This is a genomic window from Azospirillum sp. UENF 312511, from assembly GCF_058780635.1.
In genome coordinates this window covers 942,438-959,765 of the sequence record NZ_JBSNCG010000001.1, presented here as the reverse complement: position 1 = coordinate 959,765, position 17,328 = coordinate 942,438, and the positions used below count along the sequence as shown (strand labels likewise).

18 protein-coding genes and 2 pseudogenes are annotated in these 17,328 nt (G+C 59.4%); 4 read left to right on the top strand and 16 right to left on the bottom strand.

The window, feature by feature from the left end:
• Positions 1 to 31: 31 nt before the first annotated feature.
• Complete coding sequence (locus ACWPN7_RS04385; RefSeq protein WP_149650387.1) at positions 32 to 907, top strand: ChbG/HpnK family deacetylase; 876 nt, start codon at positions 32 to 34, stop codon at positions 905 to 907.
• A 181-nt stretch (positions 908 to 1,088) separates the two neighbouring features.
• Positions 1,089 to 1,856, top strand: coding sequence for a class I SAM-dependent methyltransferase (locus tag ACWPN7_RS04380; protein ID WP_149650388.1), 768 nt, complete (start codon positions 1,089 to 1,091; stop codon positions 1,854 to 1,856).
• On the opposite strand, the gene ACWPN7_RS04375 is transcribed toward ACWPN7_RS04380, so the two are convergent.
• The 4 genes from ACWPN7_RS04375 to ACWPN7_RS04360 all read right to left on the bottom strand — a co-directional run bounded on the left by ACWPN7_RS04375 (position 1,820) and on the right by ACWPN7_RS04360 (position 5,152).
• Positions 1,820 to 2,248, bottom strand: a complete 429-nt coding sequence (locus ACWPN7_RS04375) for a GtrA family protein (RefSeq protein ID WP_492273141.1) — start codon at positions 2,246 to 2,248, stop codon at positions 1,820 to 1,822. The genes ACWPN7_RS04380 and ACWPN7_RS04375 overlap by 37 nt on opposite strands.
• Complete coding sequence (locus ACWPN7_RS04370; protein WP_459196734.1) at positions 2,245 to 3,882, bottom strand: AMP-binding protein; 1,638 nt, start codon at positions 3,880 to 3,882, stop codon at positions 2,245 to 2,247. The genes ACWPN7_RS04375 and ACWPN7_RS04370 overlap by 4 nt, the downstream gene beginning before the upstream one ends.
• Positions 3,879 to 4,412 (bottom strand): MarR family winged helix-turn-helix transcriptional regulator, encoded by a 534-nt coding sequence (locus tag ACWPN7_RS04365; protein ID WP_103039175.1) that lies wholly within the window; start codon positions 4,410 to 4,412, stop codon positions 3,879 to 3,881. Before ACWPN7_RS04365 ends, ACWPN7_RS04370 begins: the two co-directional genes overlap by 4 nt.
• Positions 4,413 to 4,588: 176 nt before the next feature.
• A complete protein-coding gene (locus ACWPN7_RS04360; RefSeq protein ID WP_456529022.1) occupies positions 4,589 to 5,152 on the bottom strand; it encodes a hypothetical protein in 564 nt (187 codons plus the stop codon).
• A 410-nt stretch (positions 5,153 to 5,562) separates the two neighbouring features.
• On the opposite strand from ACWPN7_RS04360, the gene ACWPN7_RS04355 reads away from it, so the two are divergent.
• Complete coding sequence (locus ACWPN7_RS04355) at positions 5,563 to 7,065, top strand: tyrosine-type recombinase/integrase (protein WP_492273140.1); 1,503 nt, start codon at positions 5,563 to 5,565, stop codon at positions 7,063 to 7,065.
• 610 nt (positions 7,066 to 7,675) lie between these two features.
• On the opposite strand, the gene ACWPN7_RS04350 is transcribed toward ACWPN7_RS04355, so the two are convergent.
• The 11 genes and pseudogenes from ACWPN7_RS04350 to ACWPN7_RS04300 all read right to left on the bottom strand — a co-directional run bounded on the left by ACWPN7_RS04350 (position 7,676) and on the right by ACWPN7_RS04300 (position 14,736).
• Positions 7,676 to 8,359 (bottom strand): hypothetical protein, encoded by a 684-nt coding sequence (locus tag ACWPN7_RS04350; RefSeq protein ID WP_492273139.1) that lies wholly within the window; start codon positions 8,357 to 8,359, stop codon positions 7,676 to 7,678.
• Positions 8,360 to 8,456: 97 nt separating this feature from the next.
• Complete coding sequence (locus tag ACWPN7_RS04345; RefSeq protein ID WP_492273138.1) at positions 8,457 to 8,627, bottom strand: hypothetical protein; 171 nt, start codon at positions 8,625 to 8,627, stop codon at positions 8,457 to 8,459.
• Positions 8,628 to 9,100: 473 nt separating this feature from the next.
• Positions 9,101 to 9,454, bottom strand: coding sequence for a hypothetical protein (locus ACWPN7_RS04340; protein ID WP_492273137.1), 354 nt, complete (start codon positions 9,452 to 9,454; stop codon positions 9,101 to 9,103).
• 185 nt (positions 9,455 to 9,639) lie between these two features.
• Entirely contained in the window at positions 9,640 to 10,077 is a 438-nt protein-coding gene (locus ACWPN7_RS04335; RefSeq protein ID WP_492273136.1) for a hypothetical protein, read from the bottom strand.
• Between the two features lie 51 nt (positions 10,078 to 10,128).
• Positions 10,129 to 10,314, bottom strand: a complete 186-nt coding sequence (locus ACWPN7_RS04330) for a hypothetical protein (protein ID WP_492273135.1) — start codon at positions 10,312 to 10,314, stop codon at positions 10,129 to 10,131.
• A complete protein-coding gene (locus ACWPN7_RS04325) occupies positions 10,311 to 11,450 on the bottom strand; it encodes a hypothetical protein (RefSeq protein WP_492273134.1) in 1,140 nt (379 codons plus the stop codon). The genes ACWPN7_RS04330 and ACWPN7_RS04325 overlap by 4 nt, the downstream gene beginning before the upstream one ends.
• Before the next feature lie 189 nt (positions 11,451 to 11,639).
• Positions 11,640 to 12,188: pseudogene (locus tag ACWPN7_RS04320) on the bottom strand (tape measure protein).
• 270 nt (positions 12,189 to 12,458) lie between these two features.
• Complete coding sequence (locus ACWPN7_RS04315; RefSeq protein WP_492273133.1) at positions 12,459 to 12,590, bottom strand: hypothetical protein; 132 nt, start codon at positions 12,588 to 12,590, stop codon at positions 12,459 to 12,461.
• A 263-nt stretch (positions 12,591 to 12,853) separates the two neighbouring features.
• Positions 12,854 to 13,045, bottom strand: a pseudogene (locus tag ACWPN7_RS04310) (hypothetical protein); the annotation flags it as partial.
• Between the two features lie 206 nt (positions 13,046 to 13,251).
• Entirely contained in the window at positions 13,252 to 14,247 is a 996-nt protein-coding gene (locus tag ACWPN7_RS04305; RefSeq protein ID WP_492273132.1) for a DUF4062 domain-containing protein, read from the bottom strand.
• 99 nt (positions 14,248 to 14,346) lie between these two features.
• Positions 14,347 to 14,736 carry a hypothetical protein gene (locus ACWPN7_RS04300; protein ID WP_492273131.1) on the bottom strand — a complete coding sequence of 130 codons (390 nt, stop codon included), beginning with the start codon at positions 14,734 to 14,736 and terminating at the stop codon, positions 14,347 to 14,349.
• Between the two features lie 211 nt (positions 14,737 to 14,947).
• Here ACWPN7_RS04300 and ACWPN7_RS04295 point away from each other — a divergent pair, with 211 nt between their 5' ends.
• Positions 14,948 to 15,472 carry a hypothetical protein gene (locus tag ACWPN7_RS04295; RefSeq protein WP_492273130.1) on the top strand — a complete coding sequence of 175 codons (525 nt, stop codon included), beginning with the start codon at positions 14,948 to 14,950 and terminating at the stop codon, positions 15,470 to 15,472.
• A 176-nt stretch (positions 15,473 to 15,648) separates the two neighbouring features.
• Here ACWPN7_RS04295 and ACWPN7_RS04290 read toward each other — a convergent pair whose 3' ends face one another.
• Positions 15,649 to 16,209, bottom strand: coding sequence for a recombinase family protein (locus ACWPN7_RS04290; protein ID WP_492273129.1), 561 nt, complete (start codon positions 16,207 to 16,209; stop codon positions 15,649 to 15,651).
• Positions 16,210 to 17,328: the final 1,119 nt, after the last annotated feature.

The following is a 17,328-nucleotide window of genomic DNA, read 5'->3' as shown; positions in this document are numbered from 1 at the left end:
CCCGCCGCTTTCCGTCCCACCTTACATCGCCATGCCCGACACCGACACCACCCCAGCCCCGCGTTCCATGCATCCGGTCCTGCTCTGCGCCGATGACTACGGCCTTGCACCCGGCGTCAACGAGGCCATCCGCGACCTCATCGCCGCCGGACGCCTGACGGCGACCTCGGCCATGACGCTGTGCCCCTATTGGGCGGAGGGAGCGGCGCCGTTGAAGGAACTGGCCGACAAGGCGGACGTCGGGCTGCATTTCACCCTGACCGACCAGCCGCCGCTGGGTTCCCTGCCCAAGCTGGCGCCGGACGGGAAGCTGCCGCCGCTGGGGCGATTGATGAAACTGGCCTACACCAGCGGCCTCGATCCCAAGGAGATCCGGGAGGAGTTGGCCCGCCAGCTCGACGCCTTCGCCGCGGCCTGGGGCGGCCCGCCCGCCTACATCGACGGCCACCAGCACGTCCACCAGCTTCCCACCGTTCGCGATGCGGTCGCCGACGCTCTGGCCGCCCTGCCGGGCGCCTATGTCCGCCTGTGCGGGGAGCCGGTGGGGGCCGTCCTGCGCCGCGGCGTGGCGGTTCCGAAGACGCTGCTGATCGGCGGGCTCGGCGGCGGGCTGGCGCGGCTGGCACGGGCGCGCGGCATTCCCGCCAACGACCGCTTCGCCGGGGTCTACGACTTCTCCGGACGCCAGCCTTTCCCCGATCTGATGGCGCGCTTCCTCGACCGTCCCGCCGGGCGGCTGCTGGTGATGGTCCATCCCGGCATCCCCGACGAAGCCCTGCGCCGCGCCGACCCGCTGGTGGAGCAACGCCGGGTGGAGCACGACTATCTGAGGAGCCCGGCCTTCGCCGCCCTGCTCGCCGAGCGGACCATCCGGCTCGCCCGCTTCGCCGGGTTCCCGGCGCCCTGACACAACCTCCCGCTTCTCCGCCCCCTCCGGCGGCATAGTCCCGCCGGTCATTCTTGACCGCTGCGATTGTTCGCTCCTACCATCATTACGACACGGTCGGATCGGGGGGGCTCTTCCTGGCGAAGAGACGAACAACAAAATCCCCTCGGCAAGAAGCGGCCCACAAAAAGGGATGCGGGACATGCAGAACAACAGGGTGTCGTCCGGTTCACCGGGCGGCCAGGGTTCCAGCGGCTGGGTCGACTTCTGGAACCGGCCCAACGCCATCTACGCGAACCAGCGCAATCTGGAGGCGCATTTCGCCTGCCTGCAGAACGATCTCGACGCCCATCTTCCGGAAGGGGGGACCGTCCTGGATTTCGGCTGCGGCGACGCACTGGCGGCGGAGGCCATGGCCAAGCGCTGCCGGAACGTCTGGCTCTACGACGCCGCCCCTGCGGTGCGGCAACGCCTGCGCGACCGGCTGTCCGGCCATCCGGGTATCCGGATTCTCGATGATGACGATCTCGCCACCCTGCCGACGGGCAGCGTCGATCTGGTGCTGGCCGTCTCCGTGCTGCAATACATCCCGCGCCAGGAGCTGGAAGGCGTCCTTCACCGCTGGCGCCATCTGATCGGAACGCGGGGGCGCATCCTGATCGCCGACGTGGTGGAGCCCGACACGCCGATGCTGCGCGACATCGCCAGCCAGCTCAGCATGGCGCGCCGGCACGGCTTCCTGATGGCGGCGCTGATGGGGCTGGGGCGCATGGCCCTGTCCGACTACCGCCGCATCCGGCGCGAGGCCGGCTTTTCCACCTACACGCCGGCGGAGTTGCAGGCCCGGCTGTCCGCCGCCGGGTTGCGGGGTGATCGTCTGGCGAAGAACATCGGCCCGACGCCGCACCGCCATTCCTTCGTCGCCCAGCCCCTTCAGGCGGCCGGTGATCCGGCCTTGAAGGTCCAGTAGCGGTTCGCGCCGAAGCTCCACAGCATCACCAGCGCCGTGGCGGTGAGCTGGGCCAGCAGGTAATGCAGGCCCAGCTTCTGCGCCAGGGCCCACATGATGGCGCTGTTCACGCACAGCCCCACCGCCGCGACGGCCACGAATTTCGTGGCGGTGGGCAGATGATCCTGCTCGCTGCGGAAAACATGGCCGTAGTTCAGCAAATAGCTGATGACGCCGCCGACGAGGAATCCCGCCGCCGAGGCCAGGACCGGCGGGGCCGCCGCCAGCTCCGACAGGGCGATCAACACGCCGTAATGGCCGACCGCCGCGGCGCAGCCGACCACCGCGAAGAGCAGGAACTGCACCAGCGGCGCGTGCGCCGCCCGGTCCCTGGCGAGTTCTTCCCCGGTCAATCCTCGTTCTCGACCCATTCCCTCTGCCGCAGTTTGTAGCGCTGGATCTTGCCCGTTTCCGTCCGCGGCAACTGCTCCAGGAACTCCACCGCGCGGGGGTACTTGTAGGGGGCGATCCGGTCCTTGACGTAGCATTGCAGCCGTTCCGCCAGATCGTCGCTGGGCCGCACGCCGTCGCGGGTGACGATGAAGGCCTTGGGGATGGAGCCGCGCAGCGGATCGGGCGCCGCGATCACCGCGCATTCCTCCACCGCTTCGTGGCCGAGCAGGACGTCCTCCACCTCCAGGCCGGAAATCTTGTAGCCGGCGGAGACGATCAGGTCGTCGGTCCGCGCGTGATACCAGAAATAGCCGTCCTCATCCATGCGGAAGGCGTCACCGGTCAGGTTCCAGCCGCCCTGCACGTAGTTCTCCTGGCGCGGGTCGTCCAGATAGATACAGCCAGTCGGCCCGCGCACGGCCAGCCGCCCGATCTGTCCGGGGGGCAGCGGGGTCAGGCTGTCGTCGACCACGCGGGCCTCGTATCCCGGAACCACCGTTCCGGTGGCGCCGGGCCGGACGGCGCCGGGCGGCGAATGGAGGACCGCGTTCAGCATCTCCGTGGTGCCGAAGCTGTCGAGGATCTCCATCCCCGTCACCGCCTGCCAGCCCTCCAGCGTGGTCGCGGGCAGCGGTTCCCCCGCCGAGACGCAGGCGCGCAGCGTGCGCAGCCCCTCGGCCAGGGGCGGGTCCTCCTCGATCCGCGCGGTCATGGCGCGGTAGACGGTCGGCACGGTGAACATCACCGTTGCCTTGTGCTTCGCGGTCACCTCCAACAGCCGTTCCGGCGTCGCCCGGTCCAGCAGCACGACCGACGCCCCCACCCGCAGCGGGAACAGCAGCATTCCCCCCTGCCCGTAGGCGAAGGCGAGCGACGGCGTGCCGCAAAACACGTCGTCGCCGCCAGTCTTCAGCAGCGATTGCGGCGACAGGTCGGCCACCGCCAGAAGGTCACGGTGGAAATGCGCGGTTGCCTTGGGCTTGCCCGTGGTGCCGGAGGTGAAGGCGATCAGCGCCACGTCGTCGGCGGCGGTGTCCACCGCGGCGAAGCCGGTTTCGGTCTCCTCCAGCCGCCCTTCCAGGTCGCCGCCGTTGAAGGTCACGACGGGCATCCCACCACCCATCGATTCCGCCGCTGCGTTCAGATCCTTGGCGAAGCGCGCGTCGCACAGCGCCAGCGAGACGGCGGCGCGCTCGATGATGCTTTCCAGTTCCGTCGCGCGCAGCAGCGGCATGGTCGGCACCACCACCGCGCCGGCCTTCAGCACCGCCAGCCAGCAGGCGGCGAGCATCGGCGTGTTGGTCCCGCGCACCAGCACCCGGTTGCCGGGAACGATGCCGAACCGCTCGGTCAGGAGACGCGCGATGCGGTCCACCGTGTCGCGGAAGCGGCCATAGCTCCACACGTCGCTGTTTCCGATGACACAGGGACGTTCGTCCCAGCCGCGCTCCCGCCAGACGTCCAGCAGGGCCGCGGCGGCGTTCAGACGCTCGGGATAGGTGAGTTCGGGCCGGTCGTAGGAAAAGTCGGGCATCTGCTCCGGCGGCGGCAGCCGGTCGCGCGTGAAACTGTCGATATGACCGGACCGAATCATCCCCTGACGCCTCCGCCACGCACCGTGTTCTTGAGCTTTCCCAACAGCCCCATCAGCTGGACCACGTCGCCGTGGGGCATCCCCTCCATCAGCTCGGCCAGCCAGCGGCGTTGCGCCGCCGCGATGGCCTGCGCCAGGGCGCTGCCTTCGGGGGTGATCCGGACGAACTGCATGCGCCGGTCGTTCGACGCCGCGGCGCGCGTGACCAGCCCGTCCGCGGACAGCCGTTCTACAATGCCGGTGACGTTGCCGTTGGTGACCATCATGCGCTTCGACAACTCGCCCATGGTCAACCCTTCCGGCTGGCGGTCGAGCAGGCACAGCAGGTCGAAACGCGGCTGGGTGGTGCTGAACTCGTCGCGCAAACGGCTGCGCAACCGGGCGCCGATCAGAACGGCGCACGCCGAAAGACGCAACCAGAGGCGCATCTCCGGGGAGGCGGCAAGGTCAGCCGCAGCCTCCACATCGACCGACACGTCCCCCTGCGCCTCGGCCGATGTCTCGGCCGCTGCGGTGGCGGGTCCCTTCACGGTCTGTCTCCACTCCCGGTGGGAGGCATCCGCCGCAGCGCCGCCTCCTCTTCGTTCGAAGGCTTACTGTAGTTGGACGTTCGGCCTTTGAGCCATGCAAGGAATGAATGCTTGGTGCACAAGCAATAATCATCTGCGCAGAGATCGGGCGCTTGTGCCCTTGAGAGCGGCACAGGCTATTCGGCGCTCAGATACAGGTCGATTTCGCCCTGCTCCATGACGTGGGCGGTGCCGTGAATGATGCCGTTGGCGACCTGGATGATTCGGTGGATCATCGCGACGGAGGTCTGGCAGTCCAGCCGCAGCTTGTCGGTCGCCCCGTCCTGGATGTCGACGGACACACGCTCCAGCGTGTGGCGGACCACCTGATGCGCCTGGGCGATGGTGTCCTCGAACGGCCGCTTGAACTTGGCGGGAACGTGGCCGTACGCCTCGATGGCCAGTTCCTTGTCCGAGAAGCCGCTGTCGCGGAAATGCTCCTGGTAGCTTTTGGGCTGCCAGATCAGGCATTCCTCCAGCATGTCCGGCATGTCCGGAATCATCTCGATCAGCATCACGATTTCGTTGAAGTGATTGAGATAATCGGTCGCCAGCAGGGTCTTGTCGGAAATGTTGGTGCCAACCACGCGCTGCCGCCAGGCATGGAAGTCCGCAAGTTCATCCGGCGGCACGCCATCGGTCACCACCGGATCGGAATCTGGCGGATCCGGGTCCGACGGGTCGAAGTCTGGTTCGGTCATACGCGACTCTGGCATGCGCGGCTCTGGCATACGCGGTTCGACAGGCACGGGTCTGGCGAGACGGTGCCGGGCGGCTTTGACGCCGTTCCGCCACCGGTGCGCGACGCCGGGGACAGTCAGTAATATCGCACTCATCCCTGCGCAAGCCCATGGGCGTGCTTTTTTTCGGTGCTGCGCAAAAAAACGCCGCCGGCGCGTCCCGGAGGGACAGGCGCTGCGGCGGCAGTGACTGGCGGTTCAGGGAGGACTTCCGGCCCCCTCCCCTAACCGTCTGAAAACGCTCAAACCCTTCTGTTTCCTTGCCTTTTGGGTAGAGGATTGGGTAAAACTTTGGGTAAAATGGAGCGTTCCGCATGCCAACTCAGATAGCAGATTACGTCTACGTCCGGAAGGAAACGGGTTACCTCTTCGTGGCAATCACCGTGCCACCTGAGTTGCGCGCATTCGTCACAGGCGGCCCGAAATCCAAGCTCTCCAAATCCCTCGGCGTTCCGCCCCCAATGACCGGTGAGGCCAAGCGCAAGGCAACTCAGGCCATTGCGGAGTTCCAGAACGAGATCGAAGCGGCGCGGAAGCGGTACGAGGCGCTTGAAGCCCGCAATCGCGCCGATGAGGCCAAGCGCGATGCACGGCGGAAACTTGAAGAACTCGGCTTCTTTGGCGCGGAGGGGTATATCGGTGCGGAAGATTGGGGTTTCCCCAACCCTCCCCCACCCCCGCTCAGTGACACATTCGACTTTGTTGCCTCTGGGTGGCTGAGCCAAGAGGTGAACGCGGAAATACTGAACGATGCCGTTGAACGTATCAAAGCGGCGCCCGATTCCACAGCTCAGCTATCCAAGGTCGAGGCGTACATCAGCGCTGAAGCTGCGAAACTTGACGCAGCGCGAAACGTGTTGGACAGCTTGAAGGTCACCACCACGCCGAAGGTTGAGGAAGCGCTTGACAGTACGCTTACGGTATCCAGGCTTCTGGAAAAGTTTCTGAAGGACCATCCCAAAACCATAGACACAGAACGCCAGTACCGCACGGCCAAGGACATCTACCTATCAAATCAAGATGACAAGCCGATTCAGAAGATCACGCGGGCCGATGCGCTGGCGTATCGCAGCTACCTACAAAGCCGCGCGGACTTGACCTTCGGGACTTGTGATCAACGGCTAAAGAAGTTAAGGGCACTATTCAATTACGCTGCGACGGAACTGCGGACGATCACCTACAACCCCTTCGAAGGAATTCAGATCGACCCGAAGGCGAAGACCGGGCATGGGAATGAGCTTGACCGCGCTTCAATCACACCCGAGCCGATCAACATCAACTTTACGGAAATCATTCCTACATTTAGCCGCGATGACTCGATGCACTGGCCCTATCTGGTCGCATTCTTCACTGGCGCAAGGATTGAAGAGGTCTGTGGCTTGCGTCTGGATGAGGTCGGAGTGAGATGGGATGTGAACTGCATCCACATTCGTCCGCGCCCGGAAGACAACCGGACGGTAAAAACTGAAGAGGCAAGATACACCCCTCTTCATCGCTTTCTGTGGAACGATTTGGGCTTTGGTGAATTTATCGATGCGCGGCGCAAGGCAAACGAGACGATGCTATTCGCGTTCAGCCAATGGAAGAAAAAATACTACTCAGGGAAGTTTAGTGCGAAGATGACAGAGCTTCGCTCAGCCATTGAGAAGAAGCGCAACATTGACTTGGCAGATCAACACTCCCTCCGCCATAACCTGACGACCATGCTGAGAAATGCTGGCGTACAGGAGGAATGGCGTTGCCTCTTGGTCGGGCATCGCTACGGCAGCAAAGCGAATGCCGGTTATGGCGTCAATGATGGCGCCCTTACGCACATCAACGATGCTCTTCACAAGATCGACCTATCGGAATTCGACTTCTCGAAGCTGAAATAACGAAATGAAGAACAGGGAGCCAATAGGCTCTCTGTCCTTCTTACTGCGTCAACGGACAGCCTACTTCGAGTCAACCGGCTTCACGGTCGCGGGGATCGCGGACCAAAAAGCCGCGGACGCGGCAGACGGTGAAGTTAGAAGGTCACGGCCTTGACAGCTTCTGACACGAACTCGGGCGAGTGGTGTCCGTAGACGCGCTGAATGATCTCCTTCGATGTGTTCGTGAACTTGGCGATGCGTTCGAAACTGACATCGGCCTGAACCATCCATGTTACAGCACTGTGCTTCAGAACATGTGATGAGACGTGAGGAATTCCGGCTTTCTTGGAAGCTCGTGTAAGTCCGCTTTTCACATCTCGTAGTGAGCTGCCATACCACGTAATGACAAGCTCTGAAGTTGACTGCCTCTTGGCTTCTTTAAGCGCTTCGATAAGGCGGGTATTTCCTGAGATGGGTGACGTGCCCCGACGCTTGTTCCCTACGTCATCTCCGAAATCTATGTATTCGTACCCCTGCCGATCTAAGAGCCCGTTTGAGAACTAGCGCAGAACACAACATACAGTAGTTGATCTGAGGCTATTTCCCTATATGCTGCGGATTTTCCGCATTTTCAAACAGGCTCTAAGTGCACCCTGTCCCAAGTGAGTTGCAGGATGGCAGAACGCCTTTTGGCCGTACTGAGCGCGATCAAGATGAAAAGGGCCAGATAAGGCGGCGATGCAGCTATCAGCCGATTCGCCTCGTCCTTGGTGATCCACTCATCGCGAACTTTTCCCGTTGACAGCTCAATGCGAAAGCCCGGTTTACGGCTCAATAGACCTTCAGCATAGGCCCAATTGAGCGCGGCCCGGACCATTCGAAGTTCTTTGTTAATCGTACCCTCACTTACCAACGGAGCGTCTGCGCGCCCTTTGAAGCGCCCCTGTAACTTCTCCTGGCTGCGCCTTCTGATATACTCGGTTACATTTGACTGTGTGAACGTCTCAGCTTTGAGCGCGCCGAGGAGGCGTCTCGGAGCTGCAAAAACATAGTCGAATGTTACGGGTACTGCGACTATGGGCTTTCGGTACTCAACATAGGTGTCAAAAACATCCTTCAGAATAGGCCCTTCAGGTAGCTTTGGCTTCAGATAATCGGCAACGTATTGCGCACGGAATAGTTCGGCCTTCTCCGCATCCCTGGTGCCGGTTGATACCGTCTTCGTGCGGCCATCATGCCGATAACGGATTTGATAGTACCCGTCAGGTCGCCGCGTCATGTTAAAGTTTGGAAACTTGAGCTTGGGATAAGTCATTGCCCTCTTTGCCCTCCCGCTCCCTTCAACCGCCATGCCTTATCAGCGATGGGTGGAGAGCATTCAAATGAGCGAATCGGAAGGCATTGCGTCCAGTTCAGCTTTGCGCTTCACCATCATCCTCATGTTTCTCCTCGCTATTTAACGTATCAATGACATCGCTGAGCAAAGAAAGCGTGCCGACTAGCAAGTCGCGGAGGTTCGTCTTGTTGCTCTGTGCCTCACGGAGCAACGTGTCAACATGACGGTTCATTTCGGCGACGGACATGACTGTGCATTCTCCTATGGAATGGGAGTGAAGTACTTTCGGTGAATTCAGTGGGTGGCATCGCGTCGGATGCCTGATCTGAAACGTAGGTCATGCGATCTACGCCGTCAACCGATTTTTGTAGCTCTGTTGACCTACGCGAATTGCATGGTCTAGCCTCAGCCCATGAAGCAAGATCGAGCCAAGCGGATCATGCGCCTTCTGGGCTGGGGTCAGTCAGAAACGGCGCGGCAGTTCAACCGGGTCGCGGGGACGCGACTTGGTCGGCAGAACATCAACACACAGATCAACGGCACACGCGGCATATCCGAATCGCTGGCCGTGTTCCTGCGCATGGCTGTGCGGGTAGCTGTGCTGTCCAGACGCAGGGATCGGGGATGCCGGTCATAGACGGCGGGTCGCCCCCTCCTCACAGACAAGAAAGCCCCGGATCACTCCGGGGCTTTGTGTTTCTGGCGCAGCGCGCCGCATGATCAATCAAACAGCGCAGCACTGACCATTTTGGAGAAGGTGCTTGTTGCAGCGGCAACTTGGTCCATGGTGCCGTTCACAGCGCCTTCCACAAACATCTTCCGGTAATCGACAATCGCCAAGGCCATGTGTCGATCAAAGTCAGCAATTTTCTTGTTGATCTTCATCGCCCTTTTCTGCTTATCCGTCAGAAAGCGATCCGATTCCTCTCTAAGACCGGAACTCACTTCCGTACACACTTCGGAGAGCACCGATACGAAAAGCTCGGCGGCTTCTTCGGCTCCTTCCCTCGTCGGATTGTCCTTGAAGATGTCGTAGGCGTCTTCATAGACGCGCTCATAGTCGATGTTCAGCACTCTGAATAGGTCTTCGCACGCATCGAGATATGCGTTTACGTTATCAGGAAGGTATCCCTTCGGATTCTGACCATGGACAGCCCTATACCGCATGTGCGGCGGCTCAAGATGTCTCATGCTCTTCGGATTGGAGTTGGAGGGGCGCAGCGGCTTTCTGCGCGGTTGGGGCTTCTAGTTTCTCTTTTTCATGAGTTTATTTCCTGTTGTGCGCGAAAGGCCGCGACTGCCTCTTCATTGGGGCAACCGAACTCTTCCGCATGTTGATCATAGTCAGGGTAGGTGCCGACAATCCGTTGAGACACGCTGTCGGCGGTGATCTCGGTGACGTGCATCACGCCACCGATACACATATTGTACTGCATCTGCTGGGCCGTGGCGTGCTGGGCCAGGGCGACCCGAACAAGCCGGGCGTCGCCCATGACCGGCGGCATGGACGACGACGCCGTGTTGAAGCCCGGCGCGAAGTGCATCCCACGCGGGAGCGTGCGGAAGGTGACGGCTTTCGCCCCGTCCAGAACTTCCCAGCGGTAGGCCACCAAGTCGCCCGCTTCGTCCGACCACCCCATCACCGTGGTTTCGACGGTCAGGGCCGGATCATCGTCCAGCTTGTGCGCCAGGATCATGGCATGGACGTTGTCCAGCGCCGACTTGGCGCTATCGACGTCGGTGTAGCCCTACGCGATGACGTCCACGGCGTTGCCAGCGCGAACAAGTCCGCGCGTGATAACCGCCATTCGCCCGAAGATTTGGGTTTTCCCGTCGCACAGGTAGGCGGGCCTTCCTGTGTAGTTTTCGTAAACCAACGTGTCGGACAAGCAGAGAATGCGATCCGGCATGAAGAAGATGTTTGCTACGCTCATTGCAGAGCCTCCATGATTAAGAATTCAAAAAAGGCGTTGGCTTCCGCATCGTCGGGGAAGTGCTCCGCCTTGCCCGCAAAGCCCTTGAACGCCTTCATCATCACATCGGTGGACGACACCGCATCGGCTTTGGCGCGCTCAAACGCCGTTGTGATTTCTTGGGAAATCGGCTTGCCCGACTTCAAGAGTTCGTCGTAATTCCGCTTGAGTTCAGCAAGGCGCTGGTTGGCCTTCTCCGCCGGGGTGGCCGTCTCGTCCACGAGGTTGCGGGCGAAATCAGCAGCCTTGAGATATTCCCGAGAGGCTTCCGCCGCTTCCAGCTTCGCCGCGATTTCGGAACGGAGGGCCTGAAGGTCTTTGTCCTTGGCGTCCAGTCCCATGGCGCGGAGTTGGCGTTCAACCTCAATCGCCTTCGCCATTTCCGCCGCTGCGCTGGCCCCCACAAGGGTGGCGTCCGCGAGGCGCTTGGTTTCCTCCGTCTCCGTCGCCAAGTCCTTGGCGCGCTTCAGCGCGTTGACCTTGGCGCGTTCGACTTCGATAGCGCGGAAGCCTTCGCGAAGGTCTTCCAAAGAAACGCCAGCGGCCTGAGCAAGTTCGGCAAGCGACTTGCCAAAAATGTTCGCCTTCTTGCCAAAATCGGTCAGGAAGTCGGTAACACGCTCGTTCGCCTTCACGTCGATGATCGTGCCTTCACCAAGCCTCAGAGCTTCGGTTGCCAGCTTCGCGCTGTTCAGTTCCAAAACGAGAGCGTTGTAACTCTCCGCGACGCTCCAAACCGCCTTCCCTTCGATGGTCATCGTGTTTGCTGACTTCTCGGCGCGCGCAATGGCATCGTCGCGGCTCTTGGTAATTGCCTTGAAAGCTGTGTCGTATTCCTCAACGCTGATGTCGGGCTTGAACTTGTTTAGCTGTTCGAGGCTCTTGGTGTACTCGGCGTTCGCCTTCGCAATCGGGTCGTTCGCTTCGATGATGTCTTTTGCGCCGCGCTTGGCTACGCTGACACGCTGTTCCCAAGCCCGGTTGTCCGCGTCGATGGTGGCTTGCCCGGCGTCTACAGCGGCGCGGACCATGTCCGTCTGAACGCCGTCCAGTTCCTTCACAAGTTCGGCGCGTTGGTTCTGGAGTCCCTTGCGCATCCACCCGATGGGGTTCCGGGCGATCTACGAATCCAGTGAGGCAATCTGCCCCTGAAGGTCGGTAACCCGCTCGGCTGGCTTGGGACCGGCAAGCATGTTGTTCGCGGCCTGAAGCGCTTTCTCCGGGAGCTACAAAAAGAACTTGTACAGGTCAGACAGATGCAACTTGCTATCCAAGTTAATGAGAAGCTAATCCCACTGATTGCTGATGGCGGTGTTGATCTGTTCCACGGTGCGAGGGATGACGGCGAAGTCCTTGTTCACTTGGTCCGTCATATTGCGCATCGCTTTCAACACAATGTCGGTGGTGATTAGGCCCTGACTGGCAAGCTCTTTCAGCTCTCCCGTCGTCACGCCCATGATACGGGCGATTTCGCGGGTAAGAGGAGGCATGTTCTCGGCAAGACTCCGGTACTCGTCCCCCTGAAGGCGCCCGCTGGCAAGAGCCTGTGACAGCTACGTCAGGGAGGAAGCCGCTTCCTGCGCCGTCTGACCGGACACCTTGCCCAGCTTGAGGAAGGTTTCGGTGAGACCGGAAACGTCGCTGTTCGCCAAGCCAATATCCTTACCGACACCCGCGAACCGGGCCATGGCCGAACCCACGTCACCCACGGCAACGCCAAGGCGGTTCGCGATGGCGACTGTATCGGCGTACAGAACCTTGGCCAATTCCATGCTGCCGCTCGAAGCGTTCAGCTTCCCAATCAAGAGGTTCATGGCGTCAACCGGCCTTGCCATGGCCGCGCCCGCTGCAAGGGCCGCTACGCTCAGCGCCGTGAAGCCCAAGGCAACCCCGCCGACGATTCCCACAGCCGCACCAGCGGCCACGCCAGCAGCGCGCAGACCCGTTGCCACCGTGCTCACGCTGTGGGCCGCGCTACCTGCTGCGGGGGAGAGGGTGCCAAGCGCTGAGATGACGCCGCCGAAGCCCCGGTTCAGGGTCGGAAGAAGGCCGTTGGTGCGCGCGATCTCATGGTTGAGGGTGTTCATGCTTCGGGCGAACTCGCCCTACGCCTTCGCACCTTCCATAGAACGGGCGCCGAACGTTTGAAGGGTGCTGTTGTAGGTGGACAGGGCCGCGCGGGCGCGGTTGGTCATGCCCGCGTTGCCGTCCATCTGCCGCCCGATGCGCTGAACCATCGATTCGGTACGGGTCAGAGCGGCTTGGTAGGCCCGTTCATTGGCAAGGGCCTGCCGCGCGATATCGACGGCGTTGCGCCCGGCGTTCGACCCGCCCGAGCCACCAGGGCGGGAATTGGAACCGCCCGGCCTGTTGGCCTGGGCTTGGATGTCAGACAGGCGCTTTGCGGGGCGTTCAAGTTTACGTTCCGTCTCCGCGACGAAGCGGTCTACCTGCTACTTCGCGCCGGTGAAGTCGATTCCGGCTGTAAGGACAAAGTCGGTCATGGGGCGAAAGTACTTTCGGTCTGGGATGCGGTCGGGAGAATGACGACGTTCTCACGAAGGAACGCGGTCGAAATATAGATGCGTCCGCCACGCCCGCGCCCCTGTCGGATGGCATGGCCGTCAAAAAGACCTTCGCGGTACGCCTCGCGGACTGTTTCAGGGTGAATGCCAAGTAGGCGGGCGAGTTCTTCGACGGTGACGAACTACTCGGGGGCGGCCTCAAGTGCCAGGATTTTCATTACGGTGCTCCTCTGAGGTGTTCATGAGCATTATTTTACCATGAATTACTGTAAAATGAAAGACGCTCAATCACCTCGTTAAAAAAAGAGTTTACATTCGCGTATGAATCTCTCTGCAAAATGAAACTTCAAGGCATGCCACGTTGAAGAACTCTCTAGGAAACCTTCCTAACGACCCTGATATTTGACAGATACGCGCTCCCTGAATCCGTTATTTGCCAGAACACCCCATAGCCACCTTGAACTATTTGAGACGAAAATACTCTCGCCAACCCGAGAACCGAAAGCTGCACCGCAATAGTATCCATAACCTGCTTAGGAATATCCAAAGAACTAGACAATCCGTAAGCCTCTTCAAGCGCTGATTCGAATTCGTTTCTTACGGTTAACTCGTGCACAGGACTAATTATTAAAGGGCCTATCTTTGAAAATATGCTGTCCCATGTTTCTTGGAAAGACTGCACACTTGTCATTCGCTCCCCCCTACTCCTGTAAGAGGTTTTACATTTGATCTCAAAAATGTCCTTTCCACTCGCAATATCTGAAGGCATCTCAAGTTTATCCGCTAATGCTTCAGCGAGTTTCTTCTTTAAGTTTTCGTTCTCAATCCGCAACGCATTGATTTGCGCAAGAATATCGGCGTTGGCCGCTTGACTTCCCCGAACCCACCCAGAAGCGGGAAACATTTTGATTGTCTTCTGCAAACTCAAGGCAACTAATCCAGGAAGCTCAGCCGCGTCCTTCCAAAATTTTACAATTCTACCAGAGCAAACTTTCTCTCGGAAGGTTAGTAACTTCTTTTGGGCCGCTTCGGAAGCCTCTACCTTGGAGAAGGGCAACTGATCCGGCGCGCCGTGCACCAGAGCAATTACCTTCGTTCCCTTCTCAATTGCGTACTCAAACTCTTTTTCAGTGTAACTAATGCCATCCTCAGTTACGCTTCCGTAACGCCCTCCAAGGATAAGTACATAGTAGTCACAATCATCTATGACTTTCTGTATGAAAACCAATTGCTCTTCATCAGCGGCAGGGAAAAGCTCCATCCCCGCTGGGATGCAATCCATTTCCATTAGCGCCTGCATAACTGCCTGTCGCTCATCTTTTAGGTCACTGTATGTTGAACTAACAAATACTTGATAACGCTTATCCATTTTGAATGACCTACATCCGGCAGTTTTGCAAAAGAGGGTGCTTCTTCAAATCCTAACCAAGGGCGCTGTGCTGCATTGTACTCGATATGTGATCGTGCGCTAGCACAACCGCGAGGGCGTGCATAGCATCTCCATCTGATTACGGGTGTCCCGGATCGACGGTGTCGGTGCTGCTGGTTCGGGCAGCGCGCGCGTCGGTGGAGTCGGCAGGGCGGCGGGTGCCGGGTCCTGCTCGTCGGCGTCCTGCGCGCTGTTCAGCGCCTCGTTGTAGGCGGCGCGGATCGTCTGCGGATGGCACAGACCATCGTTGACAGATGATCTGTCAACAGCCTCCCAGTTCTCCGCGAGCCACATGGCGTCGGTGCGGTATTGACGCTTTAGGTCGGGGAAATTGGCGCCACACCAAGCACCGAAGGCATTGTTGCTCGGGTTGGCTCTCCGACCGACCAGCAGGGCTTCGCCTACCGCGCGCCAGTCTTCGCGCATCATCTTGGATGCGGTCTTGATGCGGGTCCAGGCGGCGCGGCCTTTGGCGACGGGGGCAGGATGGGCGATTCTGTCTGGTCTAGCCTACTGATGCCAGGGTCGGCAGAAATTGCGAGTAAGGGGGTGTTGGGGGATCTTTGAGTAGGTCGTCTGACTTGTTACCATGGCGCCAACGGCTCAATAGCGGCTATCCATGTACCAGAGGGGGCATTCCATGCAGAGCATTTTGGAACGTTTACGATACTTTCACCCGATGAAGCCGGAGGTATGGCTTGATGAGTATGAAAAAGCTTATCGTAGAGTTGAGAAAGGCTGTGACAGGAGGAGAATTCCATGGAGTTTAAGCCTAATTGAATTCTGGAATATCGTTTTTAGGGCCGGAGGACGGTGCGAGCTATCTGGGCAGCCATTTGATTTCTACTACAAACCGCCAACAACAAATAGAAAGCCATTCAAGCCATCTCTCGACAGAATAAATTCTTCGTACGGATACAATGCTGGGAATGTGAGGCTCGTAACAATTATTTGCAATGTTTCATTGAGCGATTATGGAGAAGAGCCGTTTTATGCAATGGTTAAACATACAATGACCACCCCTGGTTTCAATGAATACGTAAAGAGGACGGAAGGATATCAGGATGGAGATAATTATGGCCATAATCAGTTTCCGGGTGGACTTTCCCCAGCTCAACGATACATGCGAGAGATAATGGATATGCCTGGAAATGAAGAAGAATAGTGAAGGTTCTCTATGATGCAAAATCCAAGCACACAGCTCGAATTCATACCGTAGTTTCTCCGCAGAAAGACGAGCTTGGAATAAAGTACTTTAGGGATTTGTGAGTTGAAGCTGCGCTGAATAGGGCCGTGGGCGTTGCCTCGCGAACACCGCAACGCTGCGCCGGGCGGGGAGCGTTACGCTTCCCCGCCGTCCAAGGCCCGGTAGACGCTGGCGCGGCTCACGCCTAGCGCCTCCACGATCTGCGGAACCGTCTTGCCGCTGGCGCGCATCGCGCGGATTTCGTCGCCCTTAGCGCGGGCGGTAGGCGCCCGCCCTTTGTACTTCCCCTCGCTCTTGGCCTTGGCGATGCCCTCGCGCTGGCGTTCCAGCATGATCGCGCGTTCGAACTCGGCCACCCCTCCCATGACCGTCATCATGAGCTTGCCGGTGGGCGTGGCAGTGTCGAGGTTCAGATTCAGGATGCGCAGTGCCGCGCCCTTCGCCTCGATACGCTCGACAATCTGCAACAGGTGGGCGACCGACCGTGCAAGCCTGTCCAGGCGCGTCACAACGAGCGTGTCCCCGTCGCGGAGGTAGTCCAGAGCGGCTTCAAGCTGGGTGCGCTTCGCCACGTCCACGGACGAGACTTGCTCGCTGAACAGCTTCCCCACGCCAGCGGCGGTAAGGTCGCGGTGCTGCGCGTCCAACCCGGCTTCCTGTTCGGCTGTGCTGGTACGCGCGTAACCGAGCAACATGGCGTCTCTCCGTCTCAGAGTCTCACTAGGGTCAAAGACGTTGTCTCATGACCGTCTCAAAACGTCAATACCATTCGTGTGAGACTGCCAAGCCCGCGCTTCGGCGAAGCGGTGAGACATCTCACACGGGCAAGGTCTATTGAGAGATTTTGGAACGTTTTTCAGTGTCGTCGTGGGCTTTGCGCCGCGCCTCGAAACCGTGGAAAACCCGCGGAAACACACGGCGGCATGCGACGCAGGGGCGCAATGCTCCCAAATAGCAGTAACGCTTTCCCTGCGTTTCGAGGGGTTTTCCGCAATGCTTTCAAAGCAAATGCTCTGGCGCGGGCTGTGCGGCAGCAACGCCCGCGCAATGCCGGTGGATGGGACCCAAGGGGGGTAGTATCCCCCTTCGCCGCTGAGCCGTACAGGTGGCGGGATGGGAGTGAAGAAACGCTTGCGCACACAAGACAAGAGCGTTGGACTGTGGTACAATAATTCTTGTCGGCGCCACCCAACCGCCGACGTTTTCTTGCGCGAACGAGAAAGAGAGCCCGCTCAACTGAGCGGGCTTTCGCATTCCTGGGTGGTTTCGCTGCGCTGGCGCTGCTATCGTGTCTCCGGAGCGGGGTTTTCGACCCTTTCGAGGCGCTGAAGAGCGGTCTATCCGCCTTGGACCGCTTTTTCGGTTGTCTTGACTGCGATGTTTTTCTCCTTTTGGTGGCAGAAAACACTACCTTTGGCATGCTGCGCGAGCAAGATATTCTCCTTTTAGTGGAAAATCGAGGACCTTGGACTGTCCTTTTTGAACCCGAAAATCGCGTAAGCTATTGAAATCATTGACGAAACTAGCCGAGGGACCTTCTGTGCGTACCGTTGCATATAGTAAAATACACATGTTGTGGGGGGTATAGTACCATACGGTATGTGTACTCCCCCTAAAACAACAAGAATTGGAAAAGTAAATAGGAAGGATCAATGCCTAACTGCTTAACTAAAAACTCTCTTTCTTCAATAAAATCAACGACTTCCGCCCGGTGAAGCCGTCTGGAGAAGGGTCGTTTTTCGCCCGTTTCGGCGGAAAGGCTCCCTCGCTCAGGGCCGAAAACTGCCGTTTTCGCCTATCTTGGGTTGCATTTC

Bases quoted from the DNA above. Each gene is read 5' to 3' on its own strand.
- ACWPN7_RS04325 (WP_492273134.1), bottom strand. From the start codon at position 11,450: ATGCGCAAGGGACTCCAGAACCAACGCGCCGAACTTGTGAAGGAACTG.
- ACWPN7_RS04330 (WP_492273135.1), bottom strand. From the start codon at position 10,314: ATGAGCGTAGCAAACATCTTCTTCATGCCGGATCGCATTCTCTGCTTG.
- ACWPN7_RS04345 (WP_492273138.1), bottom strand. From the start codon at position 8,627: ATGTCCGTCGCCGAAATGAACCGTCATGTTGACACGTTGCTCCGTGAG.
- ACWPN7_RS04370 (WP_459196734.1), bottom strand. From the start codon at position 3,882: ATGATTCGGTCCGGTCATATCGACAGTTTCACGCGCGACCGGCTGCCG.
- ACWPN7_RS04380 (WP_149650388.1), top strand. From the start codon at position 1,089: ATGCAGAACAACAGGGTGTCGTCCGGTTCACCGGGCGGCCAGGGTTCC.
- ACWPN7_RS04350 (WP_492273139.1), bottom strand. From the start codon at position 8,359: ATGACTTATCCCAAGCTCAAGTTTCCAAACTTTAACATGACGCGGCGA.
- ACWPN7_RS04295 (WP_492273130.1), top strand. From the start codon at position 14,948: ATGCAGAGCATTTTGGAACGTTTACGATACTTTCACCCGATGAAGCCG.
- ACWPN7_RS04360 (WP_456529022.1), bottom strand. From the start codon at position 5,152: ATGACCGAACCAGACTTCGACCCGTCGGACCCGGATCCGCCAGATTCC.
- ACWPN7_RS04290 (WP_492273129.1), bottom strand. From the start codon at position 16,209: ATGTTGCTCGGTTACGCGCGTACCAGCACAGCCGAACAGGAAGCCGGG.
- ACWPN7_RS04315 (WP_492273133.1), bottom strand. From the start codon at position 12,590: ATGGTTCAGCGCATCGGGCGGCAGATGGACGGCAACGCGGGCATGACC.
- ACWPN7_RS04385 (WP_149650387.1), top strand. From the start codon at position 32: ATGCCCGACACCGACACCACCCCAGCCCCGCGTTCCATGCATCCGGTC.
- ACWPN7_RS04335 (WP_492273136.1), bottom strand. From the start codon at position 10,077: ATGATCCTGGCGCACAAGCTGGACGATGATCCGGCCCTGACCGTCGAA.
- ACWPN7_RS04305 (WP_492273132.1), bottom strand. From the start codon at position 14,247: ATGGATAAGCGTTATCAAGTATTTGTTAGTTCAACATACAGTGACCTA.
- ACWPN7_RS04300 (WP_492273131.1), bottom strand. From the start codon at position 14,736: ATGATGCGCGAAGACTGGCGCGCGGTAGGCGAAGCCCTGCTGGTCGGT.